Origin of the sequence: Herbaspirillum sp. NPDC101397 (assembly GCF_044767325.1) — a bacterium.
Classification (GTDB): domain Bacteria; phylum Pseudomonadota; class Gammaproteobacteria; order Burkholderiales; family Burkholderiaceae_D; genus Herbaspirillum.
Window position 1 is genome coordinate 137,985 of the sequence record NZ_JBIWNS010000008.1, and the last position, 26,353, is coordinate 164,337.

The window sequence follows — 26,353 nt, forward strand, 5'->3', positions numbered from 1 at the left end:
TCGAATAGATATATGAATAATTAAATGTAGCACAAAATTATCCATATGCAAGGTCGTTATCTATTCAAGCCGCCGTCCCTCGACAGGCGTCATTCCATCCGATTTGCCGCCTTGCTTATTGCGTGCCGGCCTCAGGCCGCTCCATGATTTTCCTCAACACAAACCCCGCCGCCACCAACCCAAACGAAGCCGTCACCACCATCGCCGACCCAAACCCCGCGCAATTGAGCCCGGTCACGCCGGCATCCTGCTTGCGGCCATCAGCATCAACGGTATCCAGGCCATCCGCAGCATCGTCCGTATCGACCTCGCACACTTCCCCCTCGGGAAAGCGCAAGGGCTCGGTAGAAAATACCGCATCAATCCCGAACTTGTTCTTGGTCCCGCGCGGAAACTTGTGCCAGGCGCGCAGGCGCTTGCGCACCTTGGCCAGCAAGGGCTCTTGCTCGGTGCGGCACAAATCGCGGATCTCGATTTTGGTCGGGTCGATCTGGCCGCCGGCGCCGCCGCTGGTCAGCAAGGGCACCTTGTGCTCGCGGCAATAGGCGATCAACGCCACCTTGGCGCGTACGTTGTCAATGGCGTCGACGACATAGTCGAAACGGCCCTCGCCTATCGTCTCGCCGACGTTGTCGGGCGTGAGGAAGTCCTCGATCTCGGTGACCTGGCAATACGGATTGATCTGCATGATGCGCTCGTGCAGCGCGGTGACCTTGGCCTTGCCGAGCGTGTCGGTCAGCGCGTGGATCTGGCGATTGACGTTGGACTCGGCCAGGTTGTCGAGGTCAATCATGGTGATCTTGCCGATGGCGCTGCGCGCCAGCGCTTCGACGATCCAGGAGCCGACGCCGCCGACACCGACCACGCAGACATGCGCCGCGCGAAAACGCGCCAGGCCTTGTGCGCCGTACAGGCGGGCAATACCGCCGAAGCGGCGATCGAAATCGATATCGGCGTCGCTGGAGGCAACGACAGGTTCTACATTGGACATGATGGTTCCGGATAACAAAGCAAAACAGGCTGTTTCCTGAGAAACAGCCTGTAAAGGTAACGATTCTACCGACTTAGAACCGACTCTGGTTCTTACACAACTGCGCCGTCGGTTTCATCCTTCGGCTTGGCCGGCTTGATCAGGTCTTCGCGCTTGACGCCCAGCCACATGGCGATGGCGGCGGCGACGAACACCGACGAATAGATACCGAACAAGATGCCGATGGTCAGCGCGACAGCGAAGTAATGCAGGGTCGGGCCGCCGAAGATCAGCATCGACAAGACCATCATTTCAGTGCTGCCATGGGTGATGATGGTGCGCGAAATGGTGCTGGTGATCGCATGGTTCAAGACTTCCGGCGCGCTCAGCTTGCCGTAGCGGCGGTCGCGGAATGCTTCGCGCACCCGGTCGAACACCACCACCGATTCATTGACCGAATATCCCAGCACCGCCAGCACCGCCGCCAGCACCGTGAGGGAGAACTCCCACTGGAAGAAGGCGAAGAAGCCGAGGATGATCACCACGTCATGCAAGTTGGCGATGACGGCGGCGACTGCAAACTTCCATTCGAAGCGGAAGGCCAGGTAGATCACGATACCGATCACCACCATGCCCAGCGCCATCAAGCCGTCATGCGCGAGTTCGTCGCCGACCTGCGGGCCGACGAATTCAACACGCTGCAGCTGGACGTCGGGGTCCTGCGCCTTGAGCGCGGAGATCACCTTTTCGCTTTGCTGGGCCGAGTTGACGCCGTGTTGCGCCGGCAGACGGATCATCACGTCCTGCGCGGTGCCGAAGCTCTGCACCTGCGTGTCGGTGAAGCCGAGGCCTTCAACCGACTTGCGGATGTTTTCGATGTTGGCGGCCTTCGGATAGGCGACTTCCATCACCGTGCCGCCGGTGAATTCAATCGAGAAATGCAGCCCGCGCGACAGCAGGAAGAACACCGCCAGCACGAATGTCAGCGCCGAGATGACGTTGAATATCAGCGCATGGCGCATGAAGGGGATATCTTTTTTGATGCGGAAAAATTCCATCACATACCTTTCTGTTCTGCGCCTTGCCCGGTCATCCGGTCAGGGCGCATTGGATCATGTCGATCGCTCTGTTGGTTCTGCTGCGCTTATTTGGCGTCGACCGCTTTGCTGTCGGTCTTGCCGGCATTGCCTTGCGGCTTCCAGATCTGGCCGATGGCCAGGCTGGTCAGCTTCTTCTTGCGGCCGTACCACAGGTTGGCCAGGCCGCGCGAGAAGAACACGGCCGAGAACATCGACGTCAGGATGCCCAGGCAGTGGACCACCGCGAAACCGCGGATCGCGCCGGAACCGAAAATCAGCAGCGCCAGGCCGGCAATCAGCGTCGTCACGTTGGAGTCGAGGATGGTCGCCCATGCGCGGTCGAAACCGATCGAAATCGCCGCCTGCGGCGAATTGCCGTTACGCAGCTCTTCACGGATACGCTCGTTGATCAGCACGTTGGAGTCGATCGCCATACCCAGCGCCAGCGCAATCGCGGCGATACCGGGCAAGGTCAGCGTGGCCTGCAGCGTCGACAACACCGCGACCAGCAGCAGCACGTTGACCGACAGCGCCAATGCGCTGAACAGACCGAACAGCTGGTAGTACACGATCATGAAGATGGCCATCGCGGCGAAACCGTACAGCGTCGCGTCGAAGCCCTTGCGGATGTTCTCGGCGCCGAGTTGCGGGCCGATGGTGCGTTCTTCGATGATGTCCATCGGCGCGGCCAGCGAACCTGCGCGCAGCAACAACGCCAGGTCGCTCGACGATTCAGCCGAGCCCATGCCGGTGATCTGGAAGCGCGAGCCAAGTTCGGAGCGGATGGTCGCTACCGTCAGGACTTCGCCCTTGCCTTTTTCGAACAGCACGATGGCCATGGCCTTGCCGACTTTTTCACGAGTGGCGTCGCGCATCTTGCGGCCGCCGTCGCCGTTCAGGTCGATGCTGACCGAAGGCTGGTGGTTTTCGTCGAAGCTGGCGGACGCGTTGGAGATGTAGTCGCCGGTCAGGACCGGTTCCTTGTACAGCACCACGGGTGCGCCCTTGCCGATCTTGAACAGCTCGGAGCCGAACGGCACGGCGGCGGTTTCTTCGGTGCCGCGGGCAACCGAGTCGTCGACCATGCGCACTTCCAGCGTGGCGGTGCGGCCGATGATGTCCTTGGCGCGCGAAACATCCTGCACGCCCGGCAGCTGGACCACGATGCGGTCGGCGCCCTGGCGCTGGATGATCGGCTCGGCCACGCCGAGTTCATTGACGCGCTTGGACAAGGTCGAGATGTTTTGCTTGACGCCGTCTTCCTGGGTCTGCTTGAGGGCTTCCGGACGCAGGGTGGCGGTCACCTTGAGGTCGTCGCCGCTGCCGCTGTCTGCCAGCGCCAGTTCGGACACATCAGCAGCCAGCGCGCTCTTGGCCTTGTCGCGGGTGTCGGCATCGCGGAACAGGATTTCGATGCGGTCGCCGTTGCGGTTGATGCCGTTATGGCGGATGTTCTTGTCGCGCAGCACGCTGCGCACGCTCGATTGCAGGCCTTGCAGGCGCTTGTTCAGCACCGCCTTGACGTCAACCTGCATCAGGAAGTGGACGCCGCCGCGCAAGTCCAGGCCCAGGTACATCGGGAAGGCGTGCAGGCTTTGCAACCACTGCGGCGTGTTCGGCAGCAGGTTGAAGGCGACGATGTAGGTCGGATCGGCGGGATCGGTGTTCAGGCCTTTTTCCAGCAGGGCCTTGGCCTTGAACTGGGTGTCGGTATTGGCGAACCGGGCGCGCACGGAAGGCGCGCTGCTGTTGTCGAATGCGACGCTCTCTGGCGCAAGGCTGCCCTGTTGCAGGATCTGTTGCACACGCTCGGCGACGGCGCTGTCGACCTTGATGGTGGACTTGGCGCTGCTGATCTGCACGGCAGGCGATTCACCGAAAAAGTTGGGCAGCGTATAGAGCGTGCCGAACAGCAGGGCGATGACGATTAAGGCGTACTTCCAGAGAGGATAACGATTCATAGTGATTCAGCGTTGATGATGAACGTCCGGATGGACAGGTTCAAAACAAGGGCGCATCCGCTCGCAACAAAATGCGACGGAATGCGCCCTGTCAGCCGTAGGGCCGTATTACCGGCTTACAGACCCTTGAGGGTGCCCTTCGGCAGCAGCGTAGTGATCGCGGCTTTCTGCACGACGATTTCATTGCCTTCGGAAACTTCAACAGTGATGTAGGCATCGCTGACCTTGACGATCTTGCCCAGCAGGCCGCCGGAGGTCACGACTTCATCGCCCTTGGCGAGTGCTTCCATCATGGCCTTTTGTTCTTTTTGACGCTTCATCTGAGGACGGATCATCAGGAAGTACAGCACCACGAACATCAGGATGATAGGCAGGAAGCTGGTCAGATTGCCCATCAGGCCGCCTGGGCCTGCAGCAGTAGTTTGTGCAATTGCATCGGTAATAAACACGTGGCGCTCCAAATGGTTGTTTAAAAAATAGCCCCGCATTTTAGCATTGCGCCGGGCGCATACCCCATTCCGCAGCGGCCGAAACAGGTGAAAGCGCCTTTAACAAGGAAAAATAGGCTTGCTGCAAGGAAAAATTGCCAGAACAGCATCGCCAACATGGGGGCGCAGGGGTACATTAACAAGCAAATACAGAACAGACTTACAAAATTCAGGAGACCGCCTCACCATGCTGCCCATTGCCGCCCAGCCCTATCAGGACATCTGCAACGCCTTCCGCTGGGACATTCCCGAGCACTACAACATCGGCATCGACGTCTGCGACAAATGGGCACTGCGCGAACCCGGCAAGCTTGCCTTGATCCACGTCGGCGCCGACGGCGCCAGCCGCAACTACAGCTTCGGCGAAATCAAGGAAAGCTCTGACCGCCTTGCCAACCTGCTGCTCTCGGCCGGCGCGACCATCGGCGACCGCATCGGCATCCTGCTGCCGCAAGCCCCCGAAACAGCCATGGCGCACGTGGCCGCCTACAAGATCGGCGCGATTGCGATTCCGCTGTTTGCCCTGTTCGGCGCGGAAGCGCTCGAATATCGGTTGCACAACAGCGGCGCGCGCGTGGTGGTGACCAACGCGATCGGCGCCGCCAAGCTGGCCGGCATCCGCGACCGCTTGCCGGCGCTGAAAACCATCTTCACGATTGATGGCACCTTCGACGGCACGGTCGACCTGCACCAGGCGCTGAAACACGCCAGCAGCGACCTGACGCCGGTGCTGACCAAAGCCGACGATCCGGCCGTCATCATCTACACCTCCGGCACCACCGGCCAGCCCAAGGGCGCTCTGCATGCGCACCGGGTGCTGCTGGGTCACTTGCCGGGCGTGGAGATGTCGCACAATTTGTTCCCGCTGGAAGGCGACCGCATCTGGACGCCGGCCGACTGGGCCTGGATCGGCGGCCTGCTCGACGTGCTGCTGCCGGCCTGGCATCACGGCGTCGCGGTGGTGGCGCATCGCTTTGAAAAATTCACCGGCGAGGCGGCGTTCCAGTTGCTGCAGGATCAGGGTGTGCGCAATACCTTCCTGCCGCCGACCGCGCTGAAGATGATGCGCACCGTCGCCGAACCGGAAAAACGCTGGCGCTTCCAGCTGCGCTCGGTCGCCAGCGGCGGCGAATCGCTCGGCGCCGAGTTGCTCGACTGGGGCCGCAAGACCTTCGGCCTCACCATCAACGAGTTTTACGGCCAGACCGAATGCAACATGACGATCTCGTCCAACGCCGCCGTCATGGCCTGCCGGCCCGGCGCCATCGGCCGTGCCGCGCCCGGTCATACGCTGGCCATCGTCGACGCCGACGGCCGGGTGCTGCCGGCCGGCAGCGATGGCAACATCGCGGTGCAGCGGCCCGACCCGGTGATGTTCCTGCAGTACTGGAACAACCTGCAAGCCACCGCCGACAAGTTCGTGGGCGACTGGCTCCTGACCGGCGACACCGGCTGCATGGACGACGAGGGTTATATCCGGTTTGTCGGCCGCGACGACGACGTCATCACTTCGGCCGGCTACCGCATCGGCCCCGGCGAAATCGAGGACAACATCCTGCAGCATCCCGCCGTCAAGATGGTCGCCGTGATCGGCTCGCCCGATCCGCAACGCACTGAAATCGTGGTGGCCGTGATCGTGCTCAACGATGGCTTCACAGGCGACGACCGGCTCAAGCGCGAGATCCAGGATCACGTCAAGGTGAAGCTGGCCGCACACGAATATCCGCGCGAGATTTTCTTTGTGGATGAGTTGCCGATGACGACCACCGGCAAGGTGATCCGGCGCGAGCTGCGTGCGCAGGTCGGGGAATGGCGCAAGCTGGGTGATGCCGCATAAAAAAACATCCGGCGGGCAGGGCCCGACCGGATGTTAACCTCAAGCTTCAGGGGATGTTGACTTACAAAAATCTACTGCAGATTCAGCTTCAAATCCAATTTAGAACAGATGACGGAAACCGACCATCAGCACGCTCTGGTTGCGTCCAGACGACGGCGAACCGTTTTGCGAATCGCCGACCACGGCCACGGCATCGACGATGCTGCCTGCGGTTTTACCCAGGGTCTTGCCGCGCGCCAGCTGATACGCTTCCAGGAAATAGATCGCCGAGCGCTTGGAGAACGAATAGGTCTGCTCCAACGCGATCTGGTGGTATTTCGCCGGATCGTTGACGCCGTTGGCGGACTTCTCGAAGGTATAGCTATAACCGCCGGCCAACGCCACTTGCGGCGTCAGCTGGTAGGTCGTGATCAGGCCCAGCGTCTGGAAAGTCGCCTTCTGCGTAAACAGCGATCCGTTGCCCGGCTTGTACTGTGCGTTGGCGTAGTTGGCGCCGACCATCCATTTGTCGATGGTGTAGCGCAGTGCGCCGGCGAGCATCTGCACGTTGTCCGAAGACACATAGCCATTGTTGATCGCGGAGGTCGAGAAGCTGCCGGACGCCGTGGAGTTCCATGCATTGGCAGGACCCGAACCATTCTTCAGGCGTTGATAGCCCAAGGCGAAGTTCCAGGCGCCGATATCGTATTTGGCTGCAAGGCTGTATGTATTGCCGGTCGATGTGCTGCCCGCGGTTTCGCCAAAACCATACAACGCGCTGACTTGCGCGCCGCCGAATACCGGCGTCGAGTAGGTCACCGAATTGCTGATGCGCACGGTGGTGTCGAGACCGTCGACGTCGCCCGGGTGGGCGCCGGTGGCGCCGGTCAGCACGCTGGTCGGGCCGATGGCGCCGACGTACAGGAAGTAAGGCGTGTACTGGCGGCCGGTGGTGACGGTGCCGTAGCTATTGTTGGTCAGGCCGACGAAGGACTGGCGATTGAACAGGGTGTTGGCTGAACTCATGGCGCCGGTATTGATGTCAAAACCGTTTTCCAGCGTGAAGATCGCCTGCGATCCGCCGCCGAGGTCTTCAGCGCCCTTGAAGCCGATCTTGCTGGCGGCCAGGTTGCCGGTGCGCAGGTACAGATTGTGCAGACCGCCCTGATTGTTGGTGTAGACCAGCGCGTTGTCGAGCGCGCCGTAGATCGTCACGCTGCTCTGCGCGGATGCCTGCACCGATGCGCCTGCGGCGGCGATGGCCAGTCCTCCCATTACCCAACTGCGTCGTAATTTCATTTCCTCTCCTCTTCTTGGATGATTGCGGTATTGCTCCGCCCTAAATTGATTCCGGCCTGCGGGGCGAGACCGGATTCAAAACTGTTGCCGGACCTGGCTTGCGGGCCCCAGACGTCGATCGCAGACGCAAAAACTCCCCCTTGCGGCAGGACGAGCCTGCTGCAATGCTTGCGTAGTCAAAGGGGAACGCCGCTGGCGCGGCGCTGATCAGTTCAGGCCGCGTCCTATGTGAAGGGCGGGAATGCGCACAAGGATGTGCAGTTGCTGATTGTTTTCATCGCTGTCTCCGTCATGTGTGACGTCCTCTGCGGGACGCTGCGTCAACATGGCGGAGAAACAGGTTCTACCGCCATGCTTTCTTGAATTCGTTCATCACCCGCTCCAGGTGCTCGCGCATTGCGTCGCGCGCCGCCACCGGATCACGCGCCACCAGCGCGTCGAACACCTTCTGGTGCTCTTCGAGCGAAGCTTCGCGCAATTGCGGCGTGTGAAAATGTTCTTCCAGCTTCTTCCACAACACGCCGCGCAACTGATCCCACAATGCCGTGACGACTTGCGCCATCACGCTGTTGCCGCTGGCTTCGGCGATGCGGATGTGGAACAACCGGTCATCCGCTTCGTTGGCCAGCTTGTCGTTGAAGTTGCGCCCCATCGCCGCCAGCTGCGCATAAATCTTGTCGATGTCGGCGTCGGTGCGGTTCTGCGCCGCCAATGCCGCCACTTCCGATTCGATCACCCAGCGCGCGCGCAACAATTCGAACGGGCCGGCGCCGCCGTCGGGGATGAAGCCGACCGGTTTGGTCGCCGCGTCGCAGACATAGATCCCCGAACCACCGCGCACTTCCACCAGTCCCTGCACTTCCAGCGCGATGATCGCTTCGCGCACCGAGGTGCGGCTGATTTCAAACCGTTCCGCCAGGCTGCGCTCGGAAGGCAGGCGTTCGCCGACCTTGAACTCGCCCTGCAGGATCAGATCTGCAATCTGCTCCGCCAGCCGCTGATACGAGCGCTCCGGCGCTGAAACTGGTTCCAACAATTCTGAACGCGCTGCTTTTTTAATTGCTTTAGTTGCTGCCTGATCCACATTTGCGGCTGATGATCGACTCTGACGATCTGCCATAAACACCCTCTTTTTTACTTTAAATTGGTCTATCCACTGTATAGAAAAGCAGCGTTCAAAGCAAACAGTGGCTTACCAATTTCAGCGATACTCTCATTTTGGTCTAACCATGTCAACGGTTATGCAGACCAATCTGTGGCTTAAAAACAAACGCCGGCGGGCGTTGGCGCTGATACCGGAGTTGCAACAAGCAAATTGGAATGCCATAATCGATATTGGTTAGACCAAATTTATTTTTCACCCAGAACAGCGGGACGCCCGGCAACGCAATCCGGACCGTCCGGCACCGAGACAAGGAAATCGCATCCATGAAGATCCTCAGCGCCAAGGTCATCGTGACCTGCCCGGGCCGCAACTTCGTCACACTCAAGATAGAAACCGACCAGGGCATTTACGGTATTGGCGACGCCACCCTCAATGGACGCGAACTCGCGGTCAAATCCTATCTTGAAGACCACATCATTCCCTGCCTGATCGGCCGCGACGCCTCGCGCATCGAAGACACCTGGCAATACCTGTATCGCGGCGGCTACTGGCGCCGCGGCCCGGTCACCATGACCGCCATCGCCGCCGTCGACATGGCGCTGTGGGACATCAAGGGCAAGGCCGCCAACCTGCCGGTCTATCAACTGCTGGGCGGCAAGAGCCGCGACGCCGTGATGGTCTACGGCCACGCCAACGGCCGCGACCACGCCGAGGCGCTGGACGCCGTCGGCCACTACATCGACATGGGTTACAAGGCAATCCGCGTGCAATCGGGCGTACCTGGGCTGGACAAGGCCTACGGCGTCGGCAAGGGCAACATGTACTACGAACCGGCCGACAAGGGCCTGCCCGACGAAGAAATCTGGGACACGCCGCTGTACCTGCGCCACACACCCGACCTGTTTGAAAAGGTGCGCGTCAAATACGGCAGCGATCATCATCTGCTGCACGATTGCCATCACCGCCTGAAACCGATTGAAGCGGCGCAGTTGGGCAAATCGCTGGAGCAGTTCAAGCTGTTCTGGATGGAAGACGCCACTCCGGCAGAGAACCAGGAAGCCTTCAAGCTGATTCGCCAGCACACCACCACACCGCTGGCCGTGGGCGAGATCATGAGCTCGATCTGGGACTGCAAGGACCTGATCCAGAACCAGTTGATCGACTACATCCGCACCACCGTGGTCCACGCCGGCGGCATTACGCACCTGCGCCGCATCGCCGATCTCGCCTCGCTGTACCAGGTGCATACCGGCTGCCACGGCGCCACCGACCTGTCGCCGGTGAGCATGGCGGCAGCGCTCAACTTCAATATGTGGGTGCCGAATTTCGGCATCCAGGAATACATGCGCCACACGCCGGAAACCGACGCCGTGTTCCCGCACGGCTACTACTTCGACAAGGGTTACCTGGTGCTGCCGGATGCGCCGGGACTGGGCGTGGACATCGACGAATCGGCTGCGCTCAAATTCCCGTATGAGCGCGCCTATCTGCCGACCTGCCGCCTGCGCGACGGCACCGTCTGGAACTGGTAGGCACAGTTCGCTCCCTGCAATGCCGCACATCGTGCGGCATTTTTATTGCCCCGATAGACACACAGGATAAACATGACAACACCGCAAGCCTGGTTCATCGGCGAATGCATGATCGAACTGCGCCCTACGCAGCCGTTGCATGACGCCCAACACATGCCGCGCGCCATGGCGCAGTCATTTTCCGGCGACGTCTACAACACCGCCGTGTACTTTCGCCGTCGCAGCACGCAAGTCGAGAGTCAATTCGTTTCAGCGACGGGCAACGACAGCATCAGTGCATCGCTGCGCGACGAGGTAGTCCGACAAGGCATCGGCACCGGTCTGATGGCCGTCCATCCCGACGCCCTGCCCGGCCTGTACTGGATCGAAACCAACGCCGCCGGAGAACGCTCCTTCCTGTATTGGCGCCAGCAATCGGCGGCGCGCCACATGCTCGACGACGCGCACGCCGAAGTGCTGATGCAGCAGTCCGCACAATGCAGCTTGCTGTACTTCTCCGGCATCACGCTGGCCATCCTCGATCATGCGCGCCGTCGTCGCCTGCTCGATCTGGCACAGGCGGTGCGGGCTCACGGCGGCTGGGTGGCCTTCGACAGCAATTACCGTCCACGCCTGTGGGAGTCCCGCGAGGAGGCGTTGCGCTGGACGCGGCTGGCGCTGGCGCAGGCCAGCCATGCGCTGGTCACGCTCGACGACGAAAGCGCCCTGCATGGCGACGTCGACGCGCAAGCCTGCCTGCAGCGTACGCGCGCCGCGGGCGTCGGTGAAGTGGTGGTGAAACTGGGGGAACAAGGTTGCCTGGTGCAGGCCGCGGGCATGGATGCGGCGCAAGGGGTGGCCACGCAAAAAGTGGCGGCGATCGATACGACCGCTGCCGGGGATTCCTTCAACGCCGCCTATCTGGCGGCACGCCGGCAAGGCGCTTCCGCCATCGCAGCAGCCGAAGCCGGCTGCGCGCTGGCGGCCAGCGTGGTGATGCATCCCGGCGCGATCATGTCGCCGGAAGCAATGCCGCCGGTCTGATCAGGCGCCGCGCGCGCGGTCTTCCTTGAACTTGGCGACGAACTGCTGGAACTGCCCGTCGTCGATGGCGGCACGGATTTCCTTCATGATCTGCAGGTAGTAATGCAGGTTGTGAATCGTGTTCAGGCGTGCGCCGAGGATTTCGCCGGTGCGGTGCAGGTGATGCAGGTAGGCCCGCGAGAAGTTCTTGCAGGCATAGCAATCGCAGGTTTCATCGAGCGGCTTGGTGTCTTCCTTGTAGCGCGCATTCTTGATCTTGATGTCGCCGAAACGCGTGAACAGCCAGCCGTTGCGCGCATTGCGCGTCGGCATCACGCAGTCGAACATGTCGACGCCGCTAGCCACACCGGCGACCAGATCTTCCGGCGTACCGACGCCCATCAGGTAATGCGGCTTGTCGGCCGGCAGGCGCGGGCCGATGTGTTCCAGCACGCGCATCATGTCTTCTTTCGGCTCGCCGACCGACAGGCCGCCGATGGCGATGCCGTCGAAATTGAGCTCATTGAGTCCGGCCAATGATTCGTCGCGCAGGGTTTCGAACATGCCGCCCTGGACGATGCCGAACAGTGCGTTGGGATTCTCGCCCTTCTGGAATTCATCGCGCGAGCGCTTGGCCCAGCGCAGCGACATGCGCATCGATTGCGCCGCTTCCACTTGCGTGGCGGGACGACCGTCGATTTCATACGGCGTGCATTCGTCGAACTGCATGACGATGTCGGAGTTCAGCACGCGCTGGATCTGCATCGACACTTCCGGCGACAGGAACAGCTTGTCGCCGTTGATCGGCGAGGCGAAGTGCACGCCTTCTTCCGTGATCTTGCGCATGTCGCCCAGCGAGAACACCTGGAAGCCGCCGGAGTCGGTCAGGATCGGCTTGTCCCAGCCCATGAAACCGTGCAGGCCGCCGAACTTGGCCATTACCTCCAGGCCCGGGCGCAGCCACAGGTGGAAGGTATTGCCGAGGATGATGTGGGCGTCGATCTCTTTCAGCTCCAGCGGCGACATCGCCTTGACGGAACCGTAGGTGCCAACCGGCATGAAGATCGGCGTCTCAACCACGCCGTGGTTCAGTTTGACGCGGCCGCGACGGGCGTTGCCGTCGGTTTTGAGCAGGGTAAATTCAAGCATAGTTAGGCGTTAAAAGCGTCACAAGTTAAAAGCATGGCGTCGCCATAGCTGAAGAAACGATATTGCTGTGCGATGGCGTGCGCGTACGCCGCACGGATATTGTCGTAGCCGGCGAAGGCCGAGACCAGCATCAGCAGCGTCGACTTGGGCAGGTGGAAATTGGTGACCAGGCGATCCACCGTTTTGAAGGTATAGCCCGGCGTGATGAACAACTTCGTATCTGCGCTGCCGGCTTCCAGCGTGCCCGACTGCGAAGCCGACTCCAGCGCGCGCATGCTGGTGGTGCCGACGGCAACGATCTTGCCGCCCGCCGCCTTCACCGCGCGCACCTTGTCCACCGTCTCTTGCGCGATGGTGTACCACTCGCTGTGCATCTTGTGTTCGGACAAATCTTCCACGCGCACCGGCTGGAAGGTGCCGGCGCCGACGTGCAGCGTGACGAAGGCGGCGTCGACGCCTTTCGCCTTCAACTGCGCCAGCAAGGCTTCATCGAAATGCAGACCCGCGGTCGGCGCGGCGACCGCACCCGGTTCTTTCGCGTACACGGTCTGGTAACGCGTCTCGTCGAACTCGTCTGCTGCATGCTCGATGTAAGGCGGCAACGGCAGGCTGCCGTACTGCTCCAGCAACTCGAACACATCGGACGGAAATTGCAGCGTATAGAACTCGCCGTAACGCTCGCCGACGATCACGTCGAAGGCATCGGCCAGGCGGATGCTGGTGCCCGGCGGCGGCGACTTGGAGGCGCGCACCTGCGCATGCACGCTGCGGTTGTCGAGCACGCGCTCGACCAGCACCTCGACCTTGCCGCCGGTTTCCTTGACGCCGAAGAAGCGCGCCTTGAGTACGCGGGTATTGTTGAATACGAGCAAATCGCCCGGCGACAGCAAGTCGACCACATCGGCGAAGCGGCGGTCGGTCAAGGTAGCGCCGTCAACCTGCAGCAGGCGTGAAGCACTGCGCTCAGCCAGCGGCAGCTGCGCGATCAACCCGGGTGGCAAGTCGAAATCGAAATCGGAAAGTGAATACATGAAAATAGACAATGAAAGCGGCAACGCATCGAATACTGCAGTAAATACTGTAAATAATCACAGTAAAAGCGCAGTAAAATAGCGCCGAACCCTCTATTTTACGCTTTCTCGACATAGAAACCCCTCTGCATGCCAGCACCGAAGAAGAAAGCTTCTGCCGACAGCGCCAAAAAGGATAAGGCCGCCAAGAGCGCCGCGCCGTTGAGCAACGCCCAGAAAGCCCTGAACAAGCTGGCCAAACTGGGCCTGCGTTCGGACATGGACTTGGCGCTGCACCTGCCGCTGCGCTACGAGGATGAAACCCAGGTCATGAGCATCCACGAAGCCAGCCTGCGCGGCACGCAAGTGGTGCAGGTCGAAGGCGTGGTCAGCAAGAGCGACGTCCAGTTCCGTCCGCGCCGCCAGCTGGTCGTGACGATCGCCGACGACAGCGGCCCGCTGGTGATGCGCTTCCTCAACTTCTATGGCAGCCAGGCCACACAACTCGCCGAGGGCGTGCGGGTACGCGTGCGCGGCGAATTGCGGCACGGTTTCTTCGGCGCCGAGATGGTCCATCCCACCTATAAAGTCGTGCTGGAAGGCGCGCCGCTGCCGACTGCGCTGACCCCCGTCTATCCGGCCGGCGAAGGACTGTCGCAAGCCTACCTGCGCAAGGCCATCGCCGGCGCGCTGTCGCGCCTCGACTGGCGCGACACGCTGCCGCCGGCGCTGCTGGCAGAACTCAAGCTGGACGGCTTCGAAGCCTCGGTGCGCCAGTTGCACAATCCGCCTACCGACGTCGACGAATACGCACTCGAAGAGCGTTCCCATCCGGCCTGGATCCGCATGAAGTTCGACGAACTGCTGGCGCAGCAGCTCTCGCTCAAACGCGCCCAGGCCGCGCGCCGCGCCCGCAACGCCAGCGCGCTGCCGACCATCGGCAAGATTTCCAAGGCCTTCATCAAGCAGCTGCCGTTCAAGCTGACCGGCGCCCAGCAACGCGTGCTGGAAGAAATCCGCCACGACCTGCAGGAATCCTTCCCGATGCAGCGGCTGCTGCAAGGCGACGTCGGCAGCGGCAAGACCGTGGTCGCCGCCGTTGCGGCCGCACAGGCCATCGACAGTGGCTTCCAGGCGGTGCTGATGGCGCCGACCGAAATCCTGGCCGACCAGCATTTCCGCAAGATCGCCGCCTGGATGGAGCCGCTCGGCGTCAAGGTGGCCTGGCTCACCGGCAGCCTCAAGAAGAAAGAGAAGGCAGCCGCCAACGCCCTCATCGAATCCGGCGAAGCGCGCCTGGTCATCGGCACGCATGCGCTGATTCAGGACAACGTGCAATTCCAGAAACTCGGCCTGGTGATCGTCGACGAACAGCATCGCTTCGGCGTCGGCCAGCGGCTGGCGTTGCGCAACAAGGCGCGCGACGGCGATGCTGACATCACTGCCCCGCTGCAAACCGTGCCGCATCAATTGATGATGTCGGCCACGCCGATCCCGCGCACGCTGGCGATGACCTACTACGCCGACCTTGAAGTCTCGGTCATCGACGAATTGCCGCCCGGCCGCACGCCGATCGTCACGCGCACCATCGACCAGAACCGCCGCGAAGAAGTGATCGCGCGCGTGCACGCCAACGCCCTGGAAGGCCGCCAGGTGTACTGGGTCTGTCCGCTGATCGAAGAGTCCGAAGCGCTGCAACTGCAGACCGCGACCGACACCTATTCCATGCTGGCCGAGGCCTTGCCCGACCTGCGCATCGGCCTGGTCCACGGCCGCCTCAAGCAAGCCGAAAAGCAGGACGTGATGGACGCCTTCAGCCGCGGCGAAATCCACGTGCTGGTCGCCACCACCGTCATCGAAGTCGGCGTCGACGTGCCCAACGCCTCGCTGATGGTGATCGAACACGCCGAACGCTTCGGCCTGTCGCAGCTGCACCAATTGCGCGGCCGCGTCGGTCGCGGCGCCGCCGCCAGCGCCTGTATCCTGCTCTACCAGAGCCCGCTCGGCGGCACCGCCAAGCAGCGCCTGATGACCATGCGCGAAACCGCCGACGGTTTTGAAATCGCCCGCCGCGACCTCGAAATCCGCGGCCCCGGCGAATTCCTCGGCGCGCGCCAGTCGGGCGAAGCCTTGCTGCGGTTCGCCGATCTTGCGACCGATCAGTGGCTGGTGGAAAAGGCGCGCAACCTGGCGCAGACGCTGCTGCAAAATGACGACGCCATTGTCGATGCGCATTTGCAGCGCTGGCTGGGCGGCAAGGAAGATTTTCTCAAAGTCTGACGATACCGGGCGTGTTTCCATCGCGTATGCCGCCGACGCATTTACAACCCGGCTGACTTCAACGACATTAGCGTTTTCAAACGGAGACTTCATGTCCAATGCCCTGCCCGACAATGCATCACAGGATGACAACGACGCCCTGCATTCGCCGGTCAGCATCCTGTCCGGCCGCCTGCGCATTGCGCTGGGCGTGCTGCAAGGCGTGCTGCTGTATGCACTGTATTCAAGCTGGAACGCCAAGAGCGGCCTGGCGATGCAACCGCTGCTGTTCGTTCCGGCGCTGATGCTGGCGGCGTTCCTGCCGATCGTGGCGGTGTCTGCGATCGGTCATCTGTCGCGCCGCAATCTGCTGATCTGGCTGGCTGCGCTTGCCGTCATCCTGTGCGGACTGGGCGTCTACGACGCCTGGCGCGCTGACCTGTCGTCGCTGCTGCCATCAGCCGCCGGCAAGGCTTGCTGCGATGCCGACATGAACGGACAACCGTCGGTGCTGCCTTCGGCCACGCTGTTCCTGCTCGCCGTGGCCGGACTGTTCATCGCGCAAGCCATGATGCTGGCCGGCGACGCCGACGGCAGGCGCATCGCGAGCTATCGCAGCTATTTTGAAATGGCGTGGAAGCTGCTGGTGCAGCTGCTGTTCGCCACGCTCTTCACCGGCCTGTTCTGGCTGGTGCTGGAAACCGGCAATGCGCTGTTTTCGCTGATCAAGCTCGATTTCCTCGGCAAACTGCTGGAAAAAAGCTGGTTCCACATCCCCGTCACCACGCTGGCTTTCTCGTCGGCGCTGCACCTGAGCGATGTGCGGCCGCAGATCGTCGCCGGCATCCGCAAGTTGCTGCTGACCCTGCTGTCGTGGCTGCTGCCGATGGCAACCATCGTGATCGGCGCGTTTTTGCTGAGCATTCTTGCCACCGGCCTGGAGCCGTTGTGGCAGACGCGGCGCGCCACGCACGTGCTGCTCGGCGCCACCGCGCTGCTGGTGGTGCTGATCAATACGGTCTACCAGAACGGGAACCACCTGACCTCGGGCTCGCATCGCTTCTTCACGGCATGTTTGCGCGTCGCCTGCCTGCTACCGGCGCCGCTGGTCTTGCTGGCGGTGTATTCGCTGGGACTGCGCGTGGCCGAATACGGCTGGACCGTCAGCCGCGTGGCGGCGGCAACGTGCGCGCTGGTGGCCGCCATGTATGCGGCCGGCTATGCACTTGCGGCCCTGAGCAGGCGCGACAAGCTGCAGCGCATCGCGTCGACCAATGTACTGGTGAGTTTCGCCATCCTGATTGTGTTTCTGGCGCTGCTGTCGCCGCTGGCCGATCCGGCGCGCATCGCCGTGGCCGACCAGCTGCATCGCCTGGCCGCTGGTAAAACTGTGCCGGAGCGTTTCGATTTCCACTTTCTGCGTTTCGATGGCGCCCGTTTCGGCGTGCAGGAACTGAAGCGCCTGAGCGAACAGAAAAACGGTCCCTATCCCGCTGCGGTGGAGCAGAAGGCCCGCCAGGCGCTGGCCAGCAACAACCGCTGGAACAGGGAGGAACTCGACGAGATCGCGCCCGACGCGGCGACGAACATTCGCGTGCACCCTGCGGGCAGGCAATTGCCGAAGGAATTCGTCGCACAGGACTGGCGCAACGACAAGCAACGATGGAGCCTGCCGTCCTGCATGACGCGCGGCGACCGCCAGTGCGACGCTTACCTCGTCAAGCCGGATCCGGCCGGCGCGGAACAGGTGCTGGTGTTCGACGGCAACAGCATGCCGGCCCTGTTCGCCTCGTCCGATGCCGGCGGCATCCCTTGGCAACTGGCAGGCAAACTGATGGTGACGCCTTCCTGCATGGAGGAACTGAAGAAAACAGCAGAGCGCGGTGCATTGAACTGGCAGCTGCCGCTGCAGCGCGACATCGACATCAACGGCGTGCACCTGCGCATGCAGGTCGAGCAGACGGTGACGAAATGTGCGCCTGACGAACTCAAGAAATAGGCGTCAGGGGAAGGTCTTCATGTACGCCAGCAGGTTGTCCAGGTCCTGCGCGTTGCTGATGCCCCAGAAACGCATTTTGGTGCCCGGAACGACGTCCCCGGGCGACTTCATGAAGGCGCGCAGTTTGTCTTCAGTCCAGACGATGCGCGAATTCTGCATCGCCGCCGAGTAGCGATAGTCCTTGGTCGCCGCTGCCGGGCGGCCGACGATGCCGTTGAGTTGCGGTCCGAAGCCGGCGCGCGCCGCCGGTCCGATCTGATGGCAGCTGGCGCATTTGGCGAAGGCCGCCTTGCCGGCGGCGACATCGCCGGCGGCATGAGCCGCTCCTGACATGTCCATCCAGACACCTGCCGCCAGCAGCGCCAGCAGGGCTGCTTTTCCTGTTTGATTACCCGATTTCATCGCTGCAAATCCCGTGATTGCCCTGTCATTGGCGGCAACTTTAGCACGCGGCGTCGGCCCTGCATGCGGCCCGCAAATGAGCTATAGTCTGCGGATACCAGCTCGCAGAAATCGTATGACACTCACCGAACTCAAATACATCGTCGCCGTCGCCCGGCAAAAGCATTTTGGCCATGCCGCCGAAGCCTGTTTCGTGGCGCAGCCGACCTTGTCGGTCGCCATCAAGAAACTGGAAGATGAGCTCGGCGTGGTCATCTTCGAACGCGGCGGCACCGAGGTTTCCGTCACGCCGCTGGGCGCGCAGATCGTCGCCCAGGCCGAACGCGTGCTGGAACAGACCGCCGCCATCAAGGAAATCGCCAGCCAGAACAAGGACCCGCTGTCCGGCCCGCTGCGCCTGGGCATCATTTACACCATCGGCCCCTATCTGCTGCCGTCGCTGGTCAAGACCATGATCGAGACCGTGCCGCAGATGCCGCTGATCCTGCAAGAGAATTTCACCACGCGCCTGATCGAGCTGCTGCGCCAGGGCGAACTGGACGCCGCCATCATGGCGCTGCCCTTCCCCGAGCACGGCCTGATCGTGCAGCCGCTGTACGACGAAGAATTCGTCATCGCGCTGCCCAGGAACCACAAATGGGCCGAACGCAAGGAAATCACCGCCCAGGATCTCAAGACTGAAACCATGCTGCTGCTCGGCAACGGCCATTGCTTCCGCGACCAGGTGTTGGAAGTCTGTCCCGAAATGTCGCGCTTCTCGACCGCCGGCGACGGCATCGCGCGCACCTTCGAAGGCTCCTCGCTGGAAACCATCCGCCACATGGTCGCCTCCGGCATCGGCATTACCGTGCTGCCGCGCGCCTCGGTGACCGACATGCATACCAAGGACGGCACGGTGCGCTATGTGCCGTTCACGAAGCCGGCGCCATCGCGCCGCGTGGTGATCGCCTGGCGCAAGAGCTTCACACGCCACACCGCCATCGATGCCGTGCGCAAGGCAGTGATGTCGTGCGACCTGCCGGGCGTCGACATGCTGCATGAGGCCGAATTGACCGAAGGCTGACGTGTACGTCGTCGTCAAAGTCCGCGAATGCAGGCAAGACTGATCGACAGGAATTACCCCGGCGCCCATCCGGGCGTCGACCGGTTCAGCAACGGCTGCGCTTTGGCCAGCACATGCATACGTAGTAAATCATCGCAGGAGAATCCATTTGAGCCAGTCGCCCTTCGCGCTGTACGTTGACGCGCAATTCATCAGTCCCTACGCCATGTCAGCCTTCGTTGCGCTGACCGAGAAGCAACTTCCCTTCACGCTGCACACCGTCGACCTGACCCTGCAGCACAATCATCTGCCGCAATATGCGCAGTGTTCGCAGACGCGCCGCGTACCGACACTGGGTGACGGCGATTTCCATTTGTCGGAGTCGTCGGCGATTGCCGAGTATCTGGAAGAACGCTTCCCGGCTCCCGGCTACACCGCGCTGTATCCAGCCGTGCTGCAACACAAGGCCAAGGCGCGTGAAATTCAGGCGTGGCTGCGCAGCGACCTGATGCCAATTCGCCAAGAGCGCCCGACCGAAGTCGTATTTTTCGGTGAAAAGCGCGCACCGCTGTCATCGGCCGGCCAGTTCGCCGCCAACAAGCTGATCGCCGCCGCCGACATTTGGCTCAGTGAAGGCGCGGAATACCTGTTCGGCACCTGGAGCATCGCCGACCTCGACCTTGCCGTCATGCTCAACCGCCTCGCGCTGCATGGCGACGCCTTGCCGTCCAAACTGTCGGACTACGCCGCGCGTCAATGGCAACGGCCGTCGACACAGCAATGGCTGGCCTTGCAGCAAGCGGCCGCAGGCTGAGCCGGCATCGACTTGCGTCAACAACATAACAACATCATAGGGAACCCCATGACCATCGCAGGATTTTTCACCCGCCGCCGTGCCGTAGTCACCGCCATCGCAGCGACGCTGCTGGTCGCTGCGCCGGCCTTCGCGCAAACCGCCTCGCTGCGTCTGATCAATGAATACCCGGCGACCTCGATCACCGCCAGCGCCGACCTGCAATTCGCCACCGCCGTAAATAAGCTGTCGGGTGGCATCGTCGCCGTGGCAACCCTCCAGGAAGCCGCCAATCCCTACAAGGGCAAGGACCAGGTCAGCGCCGTACGCGACGGCAAGGCCGAGATCGGCACGCTGTTCGCCGGCATCCTGGGCGGCGCCGATTCATTCTTCCTGCTATCGTCGCTGCCGTTCGTGGTCGACGATTTCGACCAGGCGCAGAACCTGTTCACCTGCACCCGTCCCGAGCTGGAACGCCACCTGGCGGCTCTCAACATGCGCCTGCTGTACGCCACGCCGTGGCCGCCGTCCGGCATCTGGTCGGCCAAACCGGTGACCGACGTCGCCGACGTCAAGGCGCTCAGCATCCGCACCTATGACGACAACAGCCGCGGCGTCTTCCAGCGCGTCGGCGCGCAGAGCGTCAACCTGCCGTTCTCGGCAGTCGGCGCCAAGCTGACTTCCGGCGAACTCAACGCCGTGCTGTCGTCGGGTGATGGCGGCGCGGGCAACCGCCTGTGGGATTACCTACCCAATTTCACCGCAATCAGCTACGCCATTCCGCTGAGCTACACGGTCATCAACAACGACGCCTGGAACAAGCTGACGCCGGCGCAGCAAAGCACGCTGACGCAAGCCGCAAAGCAGACCAACGACGCCAGCTGGGCCACCGTCAAGAGTCGCATTCAGGACAACTACACCCGCATGAGCGAGCACGGCATGCGCCTGAACCTGCAACCGGCTGCACCGATCCGCGTGGCGCTGCGCCAGGCCGGCCAGGAACAAGCCGACAGTTGGTGGCAACAAGATAAAAATAACGAGATCCGCGCGCGCTGCGTGCCGCCAGTGCAGGCAAAATAGGCGTCAGGCAAATCAGCTCTTAAACACCGAATACATTGAGGAGACATCCATGCCCACCAAGGAAACCCTGGAAAAATTCATCGCCCGCGTCGAAGCCAACGCGCACATCGAGGCCGTGGAAGAGTTTTATACCGAAGATTCGACCATGCAGGAAAACACCGAGCCGCCGCGCTTCGGACGTGACGCCCATGTCGCCAACGAACGCAAGGTCATGGCGCGCGTGAAGTCGCTGAAATCGAAATGCGTGCGCCCGGTATTCGTCGAGGGCGACAAGGTGGTGGTGCGCTGGATTTTCCGCTTCGAATGGCTGGACGGCACCGTCACGAACATGGAAGAACTGGCCTACCAGCGCTGGGAAGGCGAACGCATCGCCGAAGAGACTTTCTTCTACGACCCGGCGCAACGCTTGCCGCGCGTAGAAGAAAAATATTGAGATTCAGTCAAATCAAAATAAGTCGATTTCGCCGCCGACTGGCTTTTTAGCCAGCTTGCCGGCGTAATCGCGTTCCTTCATTTCCGTCGCCGCGTCAGTCGACTTCAGCTTCTTGACCAGCACCTTGCCGGAGCGCGGGAAGTAATGCACCTTGCGCGGCCAGATGTCGTTGAGGTCTTCGGCCACCACGCGGATGCCTTCGGTGCGCAGGTAAGTGCGGACGAAGGCTGCGTTGCGCTCACCCACGTTGATGGCGTTGAAACCGCGCAGCACGGCGCCGCCGCCGAACACTTTCGACTCCAGATTCTCGCGCTTGGCGCCGGACTTCAAAATCTCATTGATCAGGATTTCCATGGCGTAGGTGCCGTAGCGCGCCGACGAAGAAACAGGGCTGTCGTCGCCGCCGCCATCGGGCAGCATGAAATGGTTCATCCCGCCGATGCCGCTGACACGGTCGCGGATGCAGGCGGATACACACGATCCCAGTACCGTGACGATCATCATGTCGTGATGCGTGTGGTAATACTCGCCGGGAAGAATTTTTGCTGTATCGCAATTGAAGTTGCGGTCGTGATACACGTGGGATGCAAACTGTTCGATATTCTGGCTCATCTTTTTTTCCGTTTCTGGCGTGGGGGCGGTCTTGCCGACCGCGATCTCATGATCACATCTTCTCGGGTATGTTGAAACGATTTTAGAGAAGCCGGACGGTCCGCGATATAAGGGAATCCCCTACGGACACGCAGAAACGATGCGTCTCGCTATGGCGCCGCACCATGCCCCGCAAGGCTTTGCGACGGGCACCAAAACAAGGCTTGCCGGTGTGCAAGACGATGGTGAAAATATGCTGTGTTGATGAAACAACAAATCAGCGCGCAAGTCCCGCCGATTCCTTTCAGGAGACAGACATGACGATGACTGACGACAACTTTCCCGCCGACCGCGAATTGATCTTGACGCGCCTGATCGACGCCCCGCGCGCCAACGTCTATCGTGCGTGGACCGAGCCCGACCTGCTCAAGCTATGGTTTACGCCGGCGCCCTGGACCACGCCAACCGTGGAAACCGATGTGCGCCCCGGTGGAGCCACACTGATCGTGATGCGCGGTCCCGATGGCAATGAGTTTCCGAATCGTGGCGTCTACCTTGAGGTAGTAGAGAACGAACGACTGGTATTTACCGACGCCTACACCAGCGCCTGGGAGCCGTCCGAAAAACCGTTCATTACGGTGATCCTGAGCTTTGCCGACGAAGCCGGGAAAACGCGCTACACCGCACAGGTGCGTCACTGGTCCAGCGCCGACCGCGAGGCGCACGAAAAGATGGGATTCCACGAAGGCTGGGGCCTGTGCACGACGCAGCTGGAAGCGTTGGCGCGCTCGCTCTGACTCCGATCGGGCGACGCCGGACGCCGTCGCCGGCTCAGCCGATCATGCCGCTCCAGAACTGCCGGTCCGCTTCGCTTTCCTGCAACAGCCAGTTGGAGAAGGCGGCGATCTTGCCGTCGTTTTCTCCCTCCTGCGGATACACCAGCCAGTAGGCCTGCGTGAGCGGCAGACCCAGCGTCACGGGCGCCACCAGGCGCCCCTGCTGCAACTCGCGCACCACCAGCGACGAACGCGCCAGCGCCACGCCTTGTCCGGCCAGCGCGGCATCGACGGCCGCGCTTTCCTGATTGAAGACGATGCCGGGACGGTCGTCCGGCGACAGTCCGTGCGCGCCAAACCAGTCGCGCCAGGATTGCCGGTCATGACTATGCAGCAGCGGCGCGGTGCTCAGCGCCACGATGCTGTCCACATCCAGCGCCGGCGCGCAAACCGGCAACAGGAACTCGTCGCCCAGCCGCGTGCAGGACAAACCCGGCCAGGGACCGTCGCCGTAGCGGATCGCCAGGTCGATGTTCTCGCGCAGGAAATTGACCTGGCGCTCGTTTTGTTCGACGTGCAGATCGAGGTCCGCATGGCGCGCGGAGAATCCGCCCAGGCGCGGCGCCAGCCATTTGGCGTTGAAGTTGGGCGAGGTGGAAATCGTCAGCCGTGCGCGCTGCGGCCGCTCCAGCAATTGACGGGTGCCGTTTTCGATGCGGTCAAAAGCATCGCCGACGACGACCAGGTAGCGCTGTCCCGCCGCCGTCAGCCGCAGCTGATTGGACTGTCTTTCGAACAGCGCAGCGCCAAGTTCTTCCTCCAACGCCTTGACCTGATGGCTGACGGCGCCTTGGGTGACGTGCAATTCCTGCGCGGCCAGAGTAAAACTCTGGTGCCGCGCGGCCGCCTCGAAGGCGCGCAGGGCGTTGAGCGACGGGAGTATGCGAGCGGTCATGGCGGGTTTAGAAACGAGTTGAAAAACGGGGTGAGAAATACTCGGGCTGCCCTGAGAAAAGATGCTTTGCCGCACAGGCGGACGGGAATTTATTATAGACCCCATCCCCGGCAACTTCGCCCAACTACGACAAGGAAGCTTCATGAATCTCGAACAACGCTTGACCGAATTGTCCATCGTCCTGCCCGCCTCGGCCGCACCCGGCGCGCAATACGCAACCGGCGTCGTGCATCAGGGCTTGGCCTGGATCGCCGGCCAGTTGCCGCGCGACGGCGACCGCGTTCTGGTGTCCGGCAAGCTGGGCCGCGAAGTCTCGATCGACGACGCCAAAATGGGGGCGCGTGCGGCCCTGATTCGCGCGCTGGCGGCGCTGCGTGACACCGTGGGCGACCTGCAGCGCATCGACAAGATCCTGCGCCTGAATGTCTACGTCAACAGCACCGAAGACTTCAGCCAGCAGAGCGCGGTGGCCGACGGCGCATCGTCCCTGATCTATGAGTTGTTCGGCCCTGAACTTGGCCGCCACGCGCGCACCAGCGTCGGCGTCGCGCAATTGCCGCGCAATGCGGCGGTCGAACTGGATATCGTGGTCGCGCTGGAAAGCTGACATTCGCTGGACAAAAAAACAGCCGGCAAATGAGTGCCGGCTGTTTTTGTTTGCGACGTAGCGACCGATATCAATCGAGATCAGTCGATGCGGTGTGTCGTCTGCGGATCGAACCAGTGCAGCAGGTTCGCATCGACACCGGCCGTGACCTGTTGGCCCATCGCCACTTCAGTGCCGGCGGCGCAGCGGATCACCATGGACTGGCCGCCGCAACGCGTATGCACCAGCAGTTCGGCGCCCAGCGCTTCCACCAGTTCGACTTCCATGTTCAGGCCGGGACGTCCCAGGTGCAGATGTTCCGGACGGATGCCGAGGATGCGCGCGCCGCCGCCGATTTTCGCCGGCGTCGACAGATCGAACACTGAACCGTCGTCAAAAGTGAAACGTGCGCCGTCGTCGCTGAGCTTGCCGTTGAGCAGGTTCATCGGCGGCGAGCCGATGAAGCTGGCGACGAAGGTGGTGGCCGGCTTGCCGTAGACTTCCGCGGGTGTACCGATCTGTTCGGCGCGGCCTTTGTTCATCACGATCATGCGCTGGCCCAGCGTCATCGCTTCGACCTGATCGTGCGTCACGTACAGGCTGGTGGTGCGCAGCGAGGCGTGCAGCTTCTGGATTTCCAAACGCATCTGCACGCGCAGCTTGGCGTCGAGGTTCGACAGCGGTTCATCGAACAGGAATACCGCCGGCTTGCGCACGATCGCGCGGCCCATCGCCACACGCTGGCGCTGGCCGCCGGACAATTGACGCGGGGTACGGTCCAGCAACGCGCCCAGTTCCAGGATCTCGGCCGCGCGCTGCACGCGGGTGTCGATCTCGGCTTTCGGCAAACCCTGGATCTTGAGGCCGTAGGCCATGTTTTCGTACACGCTCATGTGCGGATACAGCGCGTAGTTCTGGAACACCATCGCGATGTCACGCTCTTTCGGCTCCAGGTTGTTGACCACGCGGTCGCCGATCATGATGTCACCGGAACTGATTTCTTCCAGCCCCGCCACCATGCGCAGCAATGTCGACTTGCCGCAGCCGGACGGACCGACCATGACGATGAACTCGCCGTCGGCGATGTCGATGTCGATGCCGTGGATGACGTCGACTGCTTTCGGCGCTTTGCCGTAGGTCTTCTTGACTTGCTTGAGATGAATTTTTGCCATGTTATTTCTCGGAATCGACCAGACCTTTAACAAACCATTTTTGCATGACCACGACGACCAGCCCCGGCGGCAACATTGCCAGGATCATCGTTGCCATCACCATATTCCATTCCACCGCCGAGTCACCGCCCGAAATCAGCGTCTTGATGCCGATGCCGATCGGGTACATGGTTTGCTCGGTGGCGATCATCAGCGGCCACAGGTACTGATTCCAACCGTAGATGAACATGATCACGAACAGCGCAATCACGTTGGTGCGCGACAGCGGCCACAGCACGTCCTTGAGGAAGCGCAGCGGCCCGGCGCCGTCGATGCGCGCCGCTTCAGCGAGCTCGTCGGGCACCGTCAGGAAGAATTGCCGGAACAGGAACGTGGCCGTGGCCGACGCAATCAGCGGCACCGTCAGGCCGGCATAGGTGTTGAGCATGCCGAAGTCGGACACCACCTGATAGGTCGGCGTGATGCGCACCTCCACCGGCAGCATCAGCGTGACGAAGATCATCCAGAAGAACAGGTTGCGTCCGCGGAACCGGAAGTACACCATCGCGAAGGCCGACAGCATGGAGATCGAGATCTTGCCGATCGCGATCACCAGCGCCGTCACCAGGCTGATCCACAGCATGCGCGACACCGGCGGCGATGAGACATTGCCGGAAGCGCCCTGGGTCAGGACGGTCTTGTAGTTGGTGACCAGCTCCGTGCCGGGCAGCAGCGACAGCGGCGACATGGCCGATTGCTCGGCGGTCTGGGTGCTGGCGATGAAGGCGACGTACAACGGAAAGATCACGATGAGCGCGCCGATAATCAGCACCAGATGGCTGACGGCGTCGAGAATGGGGCGTCGTTCAATCATG

The 26,353-nt window shown here is 61.9% G+C and carries 25 protein-coding genes; 11 read left to right on the forward strand and 14 right to left on the reverse strand.

The window, feature by feature from the left end; translation table 11 throughout:
* Positions 1–115 precede the first annotated feature (115 nt).
* From tcdA to yajC, 4 genes are all read right to left on the reverse strand, one after another.
* On the reverse strand, positions 116–991 hold the full coding sequence (gene tcdA / locus ACIROW_RS19815; RefSeq protein ID WP_402278161.1) for a tRNA cyclic N6-threonylcarbamoyladenosine(37) synthase TcdA: 876 nt from the start codon (positions 989–991) through the stop codon (positions 116–118).
* A 92-nt stretch (positions 992–1,083) separates the two neighbouring features.
* The gene (secF, locus tag ACIROW_RS19820; RefSeq protein ID WP_016836679.1) at positions 1,084–2,028 is read right to left on the reverse strand and encodes a protein translocase subunit SecF; all 945 of its coding nucleotides are present in this window, start codon (positions 2,026–2,028) and stop codon (positions 1,084–1,086) included.
* Positions 2,029–2,114: 86 nt separating this feature from the next.
* Positions 2,115–4,010: a protein translocase subunit SecD gene (gene secD / locus ACIROW_RS19825; protein ID WP_402278162.1), complete on the reverse strand. Its 1,896-nt coding sequence runs from the start codon at positions 4,008–4,010 to the stop codon at positions 2,115–2,117.
* A 116-nt stretch (positions 4,011–4,126) separates the two neighbouring features.
* Entirely contained in the window at positions 4,127–4,459 is a 333-nt protein-coding gene (yajC, locus tag ACIROW_RS19830; protein ID WP_402278163.1) for a preprotein translocase subunit YajC, read from the reverse strand.
* 226 nt (positions 4,460–4,685) lie between these two features.
* Here yajC and ACIROW_RS19835 point away from each other — a divergent pair, with 226 nt between their 5' ends.
* Positions 4,686–6,335: an acyl-CoA synthetase gene (locus tag ACIROW_RS19835; RefSeq protein WP_402278164.1), complete on the forward strand. Its 1,650-nt coding sequence runs from the start codon at positions 4,686–4,688 to the stop codon at positions 6,333–6,335.
* A gap of 99 nt (positions 6,336–6,434) precedes the next feature.
* On the opposite strand, the gene ACIROW_RS19840 is transcribed toward ACIROW_RS19835, so the two are convergent.
* The 3 genes from ACIROW_RS19840 to ACIROW_RS19850 form a co-directional block, all read right to left on the reverse strand.
* A complete protein-coding gene (locus tag ACIROW_RS19840) occupies positions 6,435–7,613 on the reverse strand; it encodes a porin (RefSeq protein ID WP_402278165.1) in 1,179 nt (392 codons plus the stop codon).
* Between the two features lie 343 nt (positions 7,614–7,956).
* Positions 7,957–8,733, reverse strand: a complete 777-nt coding sequence (locus ACIROW_RS19845; protein WP_402278166.1) for a FadR/GntR family transcriptional regulator — start codon at positions 8,731–8,733, stop codon at positions 7,957–7,959.
* A gap of 112 nt (positions 8,734–8,845) precedes the next feature.
* Positions 8,846–9,043 carry a hypothetical protein gene (locus ACIROW_RS19850; RefSeq protein ID WP_402278167.1) on the reverse strand — a complete coding sequence of 66 codons (198 nt, stop codon included), beginning with the start codon at positions 9,041–9,043 and terminating at the stop codon, positions 8,846–8,848.
* Between ACIROW_RS19850 and manD the strand changes: the two genes are divergently transcribed.
* Together manD and ACIROW_RS19860 are read left to right on the forward strand one after the other, a co-directional pair.
* Positions 9,042–10,250, forward strand: coding sequence for a D-mannonate dehydratase ManD (manD, locus tag ACIROW_RS19855; protein ID WP_116434788.1), 1,209 nt, complete (start codon positions 9,042–9,044; stop codon positions 10,248–10,250). The genes ACIROW_RS19850 and manD overlap by 2 nt on opposite strands.
* 72 nt (positions 10,251–10,322) lie before the next feature.
* Positions 10,323–11,273, forward strand: coding sequence for a sugar kinase (locus ACIROW_RS19860; protein ID WP_402278168.1), 951 nt, complete (start codon positions 10,323–10,325; stop codon positions 11,271–11,273).
* On the opposite strand, the gene tgt is transcribed toward ACIROW_RS19860, so the two are convergent.
* Together tgt and queA are read right to left on the reverse strand one after the other, a co-directional pair.
* Complete coding sequence (gene tgt / locus ACIROW_RS19865) at positions 11,274–12,401, reverse strand: tRNA guanosine(34) transglycosylase Tgt (RefSeq protein WP_402278169.1); 1,128 nt, start codon at positions 12,399–12,401, stop codon at positions 11,274–11,276.
* Positions 12,402–12,403: 2 nt separating this feature from the next.
* The gene (gene queA, locus ACIROW_RS19870) at positions 12,404–13,432 is read right to left on the reverse strand and encodes a tRNA preQ1(34) S-adenosylmethionine ribosyltransferase-isomerase QueA (protein WP_402278170.1); all 1,029 of its coding nucleotides are present in this window, start codon (positions 13,430–13,432) and stop codon (positions 12,404–12,406) included.
* A gap of 129 nt (positions 13,433–13,561) precedes the next feature.
* On the opposite strand from queA, the gene recG reads away from it, so the two are divergent.
* Both recG and ACIROW_RS19880 read left to right on the forward strand, forming a co-directional pair.
* Positions 13,562–15,691, forward strand: a complete 2,130-nt coding sequence (recG, locus tag ACIROW_RS19875) for an ATP-dependent DNA helicase RecG (protein WP_402278171.1) — start codon at positions 13,562–13,564, stop codon at positions 15,689–15,691.
* A gap of 91 nt (positions 15,692–15,782) precedes the next feature.
* Positions 15,783–17,669, forward strand: a complete 1,887-nt coding sequence (locus ACIROW_RS19880) for a DUF4153 domain-containing protein (protein WP_402278172.1) — start codon at positions 15,783–15,785, stop codon at positions 17,667–17,669.
* A 3-nt stretch (positions 17,670–17,672) separates the two neighbouring features.
* On the opposite strand, the gene ACIROW_RS19885 is transcribed toward ACIROW_RS19880, so the two are convergent.
* Positions 17,673–18,008: a c-type cytochrome gene (locus tag ACIROW_RS19885; RefSeq protein ID WP_402278337.1), complete on the reverse strand. Its 336-nt coding sequence runs from the start codon at positions 18,006–18,008 to the stop codon at positions 17,673–17,675.
* 178 nt (positions 18,009–18,186) lie between these two features.
* Here ACIROW_RS19885 and ACIROW_RS19890 point away from each other — a divergent pair, with 178 nt between their 5' ends.
* From ACIROW_RS19890 to ACIROW_RS19905, 4 genes are all read left to right on the forward strand, one after another.
* Entirely contained in the window at positions 18,187–19,134 is a 948-nt protein-coding gene (locus tag ACIROW_RS19890) for a LysR substrate-binding domain-containing protein (protein ID WP_402278173.1), read from the forward strand.
* A 148-nt stretch (positions 19,135–19,282) separates the two neighbouring features.
* Positions 19,283–19,927 carry a glutathione transferase gene (gene yfcF / locus ACIROW_RS19895; protein ID WP_402278174.1) on the forward strand — a complete coding sequence of 215 codons (645 nt, stop codon included), beginning with the start codon at positions 19,283–19,285 and terminating at the stop codon, positions 19,925–19,927.
* Positions 19,928–19,975: 48 nt separating this feature from the next.
* On the forward strand, positions 19,976–20,986 hold the full coding sequence (locus tag ACIROW_RS19900) for a TRAP transporter substrate-binding protein (protein ID WP_402278175.1): 1,011 nt from the start codon (positions 19,976–19,978) through the stop codon (positions 20,984–20,986).
* Positions 20,987–21,035: 49 nt separating this feature from the next.
* A complete protein-coding gene (locus tag ACIROW_RS19905; RefSeq protein ID WP_016836663.1) occupies positions 21,036–21,419 on the forward strand; it encodes a nuclear transport factor 2 family protein in 384 nt (127 codons plus the stop codon).
* A 12-nt stretch (positions 21,420–21,431) separates the two neighbouring features.
* Here ACIROW_RS19905 and cheD read toward each other — a convergent pair whose 3' ends face one another.
* Entirely contained in the window at positions 21,432–22,031 is a 600-nt protein-coding gene (cheD, locus tag ACIROW_RS19910) for a chemoreceptor glutamine deamidase CheD (protein ID WP_402278176.1), read from the reverse strand.
* A 296-nt stretch (positions 22,032–22,327) separates the two neighbouring features.
* On the opposite strand from cheD, the gene ACIROW_RS19915 reads away from it, so the two are divergent.
* The gene (locus ACIROW_RS19915; RefSeq protein WP_402278177.1) at positions 22,328–22,807 is read left to right on the forward strand and encodes an SRPBCC family protein; all 480 of its coding nucleotides are present in this window, start codon (positions 22,328–22,330) and stop codon (positions 22,805–22,807) included.
* A gap of 34 nt (positions 22,808–22,841) precedes the next feature.
* Here ACIROW_RS19915 and gcvA read toward each other — a convergent pair whose 3' ends face one another.
* On the reverse strand, positions 22,842–23,741 hold the full coding sequence (gcvA, locus tag ACIROW_RS19920) for a transcriptional regulator GcvA (RefSeq protein ID WP_402278178.1): 900 nt from the start codon (positions 23,739–23,741) through the stop codon (positions 22,842–22,844).
* Between the two features lie 142 nt (positions 23,742–23,883).
* On the opposite strand from gcvA, the gene ACIROW_RS19925 reads away from it, so the two are divergent.
* Positions 23,884–24,348: a RidA family protein gene (locus ACIROW_RS19925; protein ID WP_402278179.1), complete on the forward strand. Its 465-nt coding sequence runs from the start codon at positions 23,884–23,886 to the stop codon at positions 24,346–24,348.
* A gap of 80 nt (positions 24,349–24,428) precedes the next feature.
* Here ACIROW_RS19925 and ACIROW_RS19930 read toward each other — a convergent pair whose 3' ends face one another.
* Positions 24,429–25,499: a sn-glycerol-3-phosphate import ATP-binding protein UgpC gene (locus ACIROW_RS19930; protein WP_402278180.1), complete on the reverse strand. Its 1,071-nt coding sequence runs from the start codon at positions 25,497–25,499 to the stop codon at positions 24,429–24,431.
* A gap of 1 nt (position 25,500) precedes the next feature.
* A complete protein-coding gene (gene ugpE, locus ACIROW_RS19935; protein WP_402278181.1) occupies positions 25,501–26,352 on the reverse strand; it encodes a sn-glycerol-3-phosphate ABC transporter permease UgpE in 852 nt (283 codons plus the stop codon).
* Between the last annotated feature and the right edge of the window lies 1 nt (position 26,353).

What these genes read in the sequence shown, in the direction of transcription:
- ACIROW_RS19860 (WP_402278168.1), top strand. Translation starts at nt 10,323, where the DNA reads ATGACAACACCGCAAGCCTGGTTCATCGGCGAATGCATGATCGAACTG.
- ACIROW_RS19835 (WP_402278164.1), top strand. Translation starts at nt 4,686, where the DNA reads ATGCTGCCCATTGCCGCCCAGCCCTATCAGGACATCTGCAACGCCTTC.
- secF (WP_016836679.1), bottom strand. Translation starts at nt 2,028, where the DNA reads ATGGAATTTTTCCGCATCAAAAAAGATATCCCCTTCATGCGCCATGCG.
- secD (WP_402278162.1), bottom strand. Translation starts at nt 4,010, where the DNA reads ATGAATCGTTATCCTCTCTGGAAGTACGCCTTAATCGTCATCGCCCTG.
- ACIROW_RS19885 (WP_402278337.1), bottom strand. Translation starts at nt 18,008, where the DNA reads ATGGACATGTCAGGAGCGGCTCATGCCGCCGGCGATGTCGCCGCCGGC.
- ACIROW_RS19845 (WP_402278166.1), bottom strand. Translation starts at nt 8,733, where the DNA reads ATGGCAGATCGTCAGAGTCGATCATCAGCCGCAAATGTGGATCAGGCA.
- ACIROW_RS19890 (WP_402278173.1), top strand. Translation starts at nt 18,187, where the DNA reads ATGACACTCACCGAACTCAAATACATCGTCGCCGTCGCCCGGCAAAAG.
- manD (WP_116434788.1), top strand. Translation starts at nt 9,042, where the DNA reads ATGAAGATCCTCAGCGCCAAGGTCATCGTGACCTGCCCGGGCCGCAAC.
- ACIROW_RS19900 (WP_402278175.1), top strand. Translation starts at nt 19,976, where the DNA reads ATGACCATCGCAGGATTTTTCACCCGCCGCCGTGCCGTAGTCACCGCC.
- ACIROW_RS19880 (WP_402278172.1), top strand. Translation starts at nt 15,783, where the DNA reads ATGTCCAATGCCCTGCCCGACAATGCATCACAGGATGACAACGACGCC.
- ACIROW_RS19850 (WP_402278167.1), bottom strand. Translation starts at nt 9,043, where the DNA reads ATGGATGCGATTTCCTTGTCTCGGTGCCGGACGGTCCGGATTGCGTTG.
- recG (WP_402278171.1), top strand. Translation starts at nt 13,562, where the DNA reads ATGCCAGCACCGAAGAAGAAAGCTTCTGCCGACAGCGCCAAAAAGGAT.
- ACIROW_RS19925 (WP_402278179.1), top strand. Translation starts at nt 23,884, where the DNA reads ATGAATCTCGAACAACGCTTGACCGAATTGTCCATCGTCCTGCCCGCC.
- ACIROW_RS19930 (WP_402278180.1), bottom strand. Translation starts at nt 25,499, where the DNA reads ATGGCAAAAATTCATCTCAAGCAAGTCAAGAAGACCTACGGCAAAGCG.
- gcvA (WP_402278178.1), bottom strand. Translation starts at nt 23,741, where the DNA reads ATGACCGCTCGCATACTCCCGTCGCTCAACGCCCTGCGCGCCTTCGAG.
- queA (WP_402278170.1), bottom strand. Translation starts at nt 13,432, where the DNA reads ATGTATTCACTTTCCGATTTCGATTTCGACTTGCCACCCGGGTTGATC.
- ACIROW_RS19905 (WP_016836663.1), top strand. Translation starts at nt 21,036, where the DNA reads ATGCCCACCAAGGAAACCCTGGAAAAATTCATCGCCCGCGTCGAAGCC.
- ACIROW_RS19915 (WP_402278177.1), top strand. Translation starts at nt 22,328, where the DNA reads ATGACGATGACTGACGACAACTTTCCCGCCGACCGCGAATTGATCTTG.
- cheD (WP_402278176.1), bottom strand. Translation starts at nt 22,031, where the DNA reads ATGAGCCAGAATATCGAACAGTTTGCATCCCACGTGTATCACGACCGC.
- tcdA (WP_402278161.1), bottom strand. Translation starts at nt 991, where the DNA reads ATGTCCAATGTAGAACCTGTCGTTGCCTCCAGCGACGCCGATATCGAT.
- tgt (WP_402278169.1), bottom strand. Translation starts at nt 12,401, where the DNA reads ATGCTTGAATTTACCCTGCTCAAAACCGACGGCAACGCCCGTCGCGGC.
- ugpE (WP_402278181.1), bottom strand. Translation starts at nt 26,352, where the DNA reads ATGATTGAACGACGCCCCATTCTCGACGCCGTCAGCCATCTGGTGCTG.
- ACIROW_RS19840 (WP_402278165.1), bottom strand. Translation starts at nt 7,613, where the DNA reads ATGAAATTACGACGCAGTTGGGTAATGGGAGGACTGGCCATCGCCGCC.